We start from the raw sequence: 237 nt of genomic DNA on the forward strand, positions 1-237 counted from the left end.
CAACTGCACCTTTACCTGCTGGCGTAACAGGTACTTCGTATCCTGCGCAAACAATCCCTTCTGCAACCGGCGGCACAGGTCCTTATGCGTATACATCGGTTAATCTGCCTCCAGGTTTAACTTTTAATCCTGCAACCCGGGAAATTACCGGAACACCAACACAAGCTGGTAATTATGATATCCCGGTAACGGTAACAGACGCGAACGGGAGTAGCGTAACAACACTGTATTCTGTGA

1 protein-coding gene is annotated in these 237 nt (G+C 48.5%); it reads left to right on the plus strand.

What is annotated here, in order from left to right:
- On the plus strand, positions 1 to 237 hold a 237-nt coding region (locus AC0IW9_RS31955), incomplete at both ends, for an Ig domain-containing protein (protein ID WP_471652298.1).

The sequence above is a fragment of the Belnapia sp. AC561 genome, from assembly GCF_979252845.1.